General features: G+C 62.8%; 5 protein-coding genes. 3 read left to right on the forward strand and 2 right to left on the reverse strand.

The window, feature by feature from the left end; translation table 11 throughout:
* Window positions 1-55: 55 nt before the first annotated feature.
* A complete protein-coding gene (locus EN964_RS25760) occupies window positions 56-1,423 on the forward strand; it encodes an IS1182 family transposase (protein WP_127267801.1) in 1,368 nt (455 codons plus the stop codon).
* Window positions 1,424-1,585: 162 nt separating this feature from the next.
* Here the strand turns inward: EN964_RS25760 and EN964_RS25765 are convergent, their stop codons facing one another.
* Complete coding sequence (locus tag EN964_RS25765) at window positions 1,586-2,146, reverse strand: BA14K family protein (RefSeq protein ID WP_127270702.1); 561 nt, start codon at window positions 2,144-2,146, stop codon at window positions 1,586-1,588.
* A 189-nt stretch (window positions 2,147-2,335) separates the two neighbouring features.
* Between EN964_RS25765 and EN964_RS25770 the strand changes: the two genes are divergently transcribed.
* Both EN964_RS25770 and EN964_RS25775 read left to right on the forward strand, forming a co-directional pair.
* Window positions 2,336-3,448, forward strand: a complete 1,113-nt coding sequence (locus tag EN964_RS25770; RefSeq protein WP_127270700.1) for an endonuclease/exonuclease/phosphatase family protein — start codon at window positions 2,336-2,338, stop codon at window positions 3,446-3,448.
* Between the two features lie 3 nt (window positions 3,449-3,451).
* On the forward strand, window positions 3,452-4,168 hold the full coding sequence (locus EN964_RS25775; RefSeq protein ID WP_127270699.1) for a hypothetical protein: 717 nt from the start codon (window positions 3,452-3,454) through the stop codon (window positions 4,166-4,168).
* Here the strand turns inward: EN964_RS25775 and EN964_RS25780 are convergent.
* Window positions 4,165-4,407 carry a hypothetical protein gene (locus EN964_RS25780; protein WP_127276899.1) on the reverse strand — a complete coding sequence of 81 codons (243 nt, stop codon included), beginning with the start codon at window positions 4,405-4,407 and terminating at the stop codon, window positions 4,165-4,167. The genes EN964_RS25775 and EN964_RS25780 overlap by 4 nt on opposite strands.
* Between the last annotated feature and the right edge of the window lie 95 nt (window positions 4,408-4,502).

Consider the following 4,502-nt stretch of genomic DNA (forward strand, 5'->3'; position numbering starts at 1 on the left):
TTCAGACTGCTGACAAACCCCTGGCATTTGCTGGGGGTTTTTGATTCACTGGGTCATGTTGAAGCGACCCGCCCCTGAACAGACCGCGCTCGAGATGGTGACGCTGGATCAGTTGGTTCCTGCCGATCACCTTTTGCGCAAGATCGACCGTGTGATCGATTTCACCTTCGTCCACGATCTGACCGCGCCGCTGTATTGCCCCGACAATGGCCGCCCGCCACTCGACCCGACCTTGATGTTCAAGGCGCTGTTCATCGGCTACCTGTTTGGCGTTCGCTCGGAGCGGCAGCTGGTGCGCGAGATCGAGGTCAATGTCGCCTATCGTTGGTTCCTGCGACTGAAGCTGACGGACAAGGTGTTCGACGCCTCGACGTTGAGCCAGAACCGGCGGCGTCGTTACGACGACACCAGCGTGTCGCAGGCGATCTTCGACCGCATTGTTGAGCAGGCGATCCGGGCGGGCTTGGTCGACGGCACGGTGCTGTACACCGACTCCACCCATCTGAAGGCCAACGCCAACAAGGGCAAATACGATCTTGCCATGATCGCCAAGTCGCGGGCCGACTATTGGGCCGACCTCGATCGTGCGATCGACACCGAACGGGCGCTGCATGGCCAGAAGCCGCTGAAGCAGAAGGAGCGGCGGCCTGCGGTTAAGGAGACCAAGGTCTCGCGCACCGACCCCGACAGCGGCTACATGGTGCGCGAGGGCAAGCCGAAGGGCTTTTTCTATCTCGACCATCGCACGGTGGATGCGGCGCACGCCATCATCACCGACACGCACACGACGGCGATCGTCCACGATTCGACCGTCTACCTGTCGAGGCTCGATCGGCAGGTGCAGCGCTTCGGCTTTGATGTCGGCGCCGTCGGGCTGGACGCCGGCTATGCCACGGCAGGCATCGCCAAAGGACTGGAGGATCGGGCAATCCGCGGTGTCACCGGTTATCGTCGCCCCAGACCGCCCAAGCCCGGCATGATGGGTCCGTCCTCCTTCACCCATGAGCCGGCGGCTGATGGCTATCGCTGCCTACAGGGCCAGATGCTGGCCTACGCCACCACCGACCGCAATGGCTACCGCCACTACAAGAGTGACCCGGCTATCTGCCGCGACTGCCCGCTGCTTGCCTCCTGCACCAGCAATGCCAAGGCCCAACGCACCATCATCCGCCATGCCTGGGCCGATGCGAAGGAGCGCACCGACGCCAACCGGCTGACCGCATGGGGCAAGGCTATCTACCGCCGCCGCAAGGAGACCGTCGAGCGCTCCTTCGCCGACGCCAAGCAACTGCATGGTCACCGCTATGCGCGGTTCCGAAGTCTCACCAAGGTCGCCTGCCAGTGCCTGATCGCCGCCGCCGCCCAGAACATCAAAAAGATCGCCCTTTGCCTGTGCCCGAAACCCAAGCCGGCCCGCGCATGAGGCTCAATGCCTCTTGTCAAAATCTCCTGACACAAACAGTCCAAGACACTTCAATCACATAACAAAAAACCCCGCCGAAAATCGACGGGGTTTGTCAGCAGTCTGAACGGCGCCAAGTGGCGCCGTTTTTCATTCTGTCGGTCAGCTCAGCTACAGGTCAGCTCAATAGGGTGAGTAGCACTGCTGGCGCGGGCCGTTGTAGGGCTGGAAGGTGTTGTCGTAGGCCCGGTACGACCGGTAGCGGTTGTAGCACCATTGGACATGGGCGCTCGAAAGCCGTCCCGCGCGGTAGTAGCGGCGCGGCGCCGGCCGATCGTAGTAGTCGTAATTGTTGTACATGCTGCCGAGGCCGAGCCCCAGGCCAAGGCCCAGGATCGCGGCACTCGCGCCATCATCGTAATAACGGCCGCCGCGATAGTGATGGCGACCATGGCGCCAACGCCAGTTGTCTCCGCCATTCCAGTGACCGCCGCCGCCCTGCCAGTGTCGACGGCCGCCGTTCCAGTTGCCCGACCGGCGCCATCTCCAATCATTGTTGAACTGACGGTTGTTGCCGCCCGCCCAGCTGTCGCGGACAGGCGTGACATTCGGCGCCGCCGTGCTGGTGGGTATCGACAGATCCGGCTGCATGATCGGTCCGGCGGCGGACGGTGCCGTGACGCCGGAAAGGATACCGAGGGCTATCAGCCCCGATTTGACCGTGGAAGAAAAGAGCGAATTCATTGCACTCTCCAAGAGTTACAGGCCCCGCGCCCACCCGAGGAATGGGGCAACAATGGATGTTTGCATCTGAACGGCGGATGAACGGAAAGGTTCCGTCAACCATGACGCGAACGCACCCAGGACCAATCGATCTCAGATGGTGGTCCTGCGCGCTTGTTTTCCGAAGCACTTGCGGGCAAAGGTCATGGCATGTCGCTGCGCCTTGCCACCTTCAATGTCGAGAACCTGATGAACAGGTTCGATTTTTCCGGCTATCGCAACCAGCTCAACGAGGATCGAACGCTGGCGCTGTTCGATATCCAGAGCGAGGCGGAATACAGGATCCTGGAGCAGGCCCGCGCCATCGCCCAGTCCGACGACACGCGCCAACTGACGGCGCTGGCGATCGCTGCCACCCGCGCCGACATCATCTGCATGCAGGAAGTCGACAATATCGAGGCGTTAAAGGCGTTCGAATACGGCTATTTGTTCAAGATGGTGGGGCAGGGCTACCGGCAGAAATACACCACATCGGGCAATGATTCGCGCGGCATCGACGTTGCCGTGATGATGCGCAACGAGACCGCGCAGGGCCAGCCGATCGAATTCGTGCGCATGACCAGCCATGCCTATGTCACCTACGAGCAGTTCGGGCTGCACACGCCGGAACTCGAGGCACTGGGCAATCAGGCCAATGAGCGCATTTTCCGGCGCGACTGCCTGGAGATCGACATCACCGTGGGCGGCGTGCCGCTGACGCTCTATCTCGTGCATTTCAAGTCGATGGGCTCGCCGCGCAACGGGCTCGACGGGCGCGAGGCGACGATGCCGGTGCGCATCGCCGAAGCGCAGGCCGTGCGCCGCATCATCGAGGAGCGCTTCGGCAAGGACTATGCCGCCGACAAGAGCTGGGCGATCTGCGGCGACATGAATGATTATCGCCAGCGCGTGAAGGTGGCCGGCGATGCGATCGACGGCTATCGCTTCGAGGTGGTCGACGAAGCCCTGTCCTGCATCAACGTGCTGACGGCAGGCGGCTTTTGCGAAAATGTCGTCGAGAGGCGGCCGGAGATGAACCGCTGGAGCTTCTACCACACGCGAGGACCCGAAGAGCGGCATCTGTGCCAGCTCGACTACATCCTGTTGTCGAAGGGGCTCGCCGCCAGCAACGCAACGGCCGTTCCCGACATCATCCGCAACGGCCAGCCCTGGCGCACCATCTTTCCGCCGGGGCAGGAGGTCGAGCGGTTTCCGCGCGCCGGCTGGGACCGGCCGAAGGCATCGGACCATTGCCCAGTGGCGATCACGCTGGACATGACCTGACGCATGAGTTTCGACCTCCCGCGCAACGTCATCCTGCCGGTCGACGACATCGACGTCCGGCTCGATCCCGGTCCGCACCCTTTCGCAAGGGACAATGCAGAGGCGATCGCCGAGAACTGGCAGCACGAAATCGCCGCCAATCCGGCGCTGTTCGACGGCATGGTGGTGCTGCTGTCGCAACTTGCCTACCGCGACAGCCGTCTCGTCGGCCGCTGCCACGCGGTCAATTACTCGACGTTCATGCTGTGGCGGAAGCGGCGCGAGAATTCGGGCGCCGAGCATGCCTATGCCCATGCCATGCTGGTGGCCGGCGACAATGCGCTGGTGGCGATCCGCATGGGTCCTCACACAGTCAACGCCGGCCGCGTCTATTTCGCCGCCGGCTCGTTCGAGCCGATCGATTTTCGCGATGGGCTGGTCGACGTCGATTTCAACATGATCCGTGAGGTGCGCGAGGAAACCGGGCTCGACCTGTCAGGTGCGGAACGCGGCAAGCGCTACCATGCCATGTCGACCAGCAGCGGCACGGTGATCTTTCGCCGCTACCACGCGGCGGCGCCCGCCGACGAGATCGCCAGGCGCATCTCAGCCTTCGTCGCCACCGAGACCGAGCCGGAGATCGAGGGACCGGTGATCATCCGCCATGCCGCCGACCTGCCGGTCGGGCTGTCACCGCACATGAAGCCGCTGATCGAGTGGCATTTCGCAAACGGGAATTAAGGGCGCGTCTTATTCTGTGCCGCGTTGCGACCGTTGCGTGCGGCGACGAGGAACAGGATAAAGCCGATGCCGAGCAAGCCGCCCATCGCCATTCCCATGGTCTGGCCGACGACTGCCTGGAAGTCAGCGGTGACGCGATCGGGATTGGCCATGCCGAAGCGGGCGAGATACCACCAGATGCCTGCAAGACCTGCCTCGATGATCGCCATCGCCAGGACCAGTCGCGCCTTCTTGCTCATCCGCTATTCCTCCGCCCAGGGTGAATTGCCCTAGCATCGCGAACGGCGCGGCGACAGTGGCGGCACCCCGCGGCAATATCCCAGGCTGAGAAAAA

Source organism: Mesorhizobium sp. M7A.F.Ca.CA.001.10.2.1 (assembly GCF_003998575.1).
Lineage (GTDB): Bacteria > Pseudomonadota > Alphaproteobacteria > Rhizobiales > Rhizobiaceae > Mesorhizobium.

Excerpts from the sequence above, each read along its gene's own strand:
- EN964_RS25770 (WP_127270700.1), top strand. The coding sequence starts at position 2,336 with ATGTCGCTGCGCCTTGCCACCTTCAATGTCGAGAACCTGATGAACAGG.
- EN964_RS25780 (WP_127276899.1), bottom strand. The coding sequence starts at position 4,407 with ATGAGCAAGAAGGCGCGACTGGTCCTGGCGATGGCGATCATCGAGGCA.
- EN964_RS25760 (WP_127267801.1), top strand. The coding sequence starts at position 56 with ATGTTGAAGCGACCCGCCCCTGAACAGACCGCGCTCGAGATGGTGACG.
- EN964_RS25765 (WP_127270702.1), bottom strand. The coding sequence starts at position 2,146 with ATGAATTCGCTCTTTTCTTCCACGGTCAAATCGGGGCTGATAGCCCTC.
- EN964_RS25775 (WP_127270699.1), top strand. The coding sequence starts at position 3,452 with ATGAGTTTCGACCTCCCGCGCAACGTCATCCTGCCGGTCGACGACATC.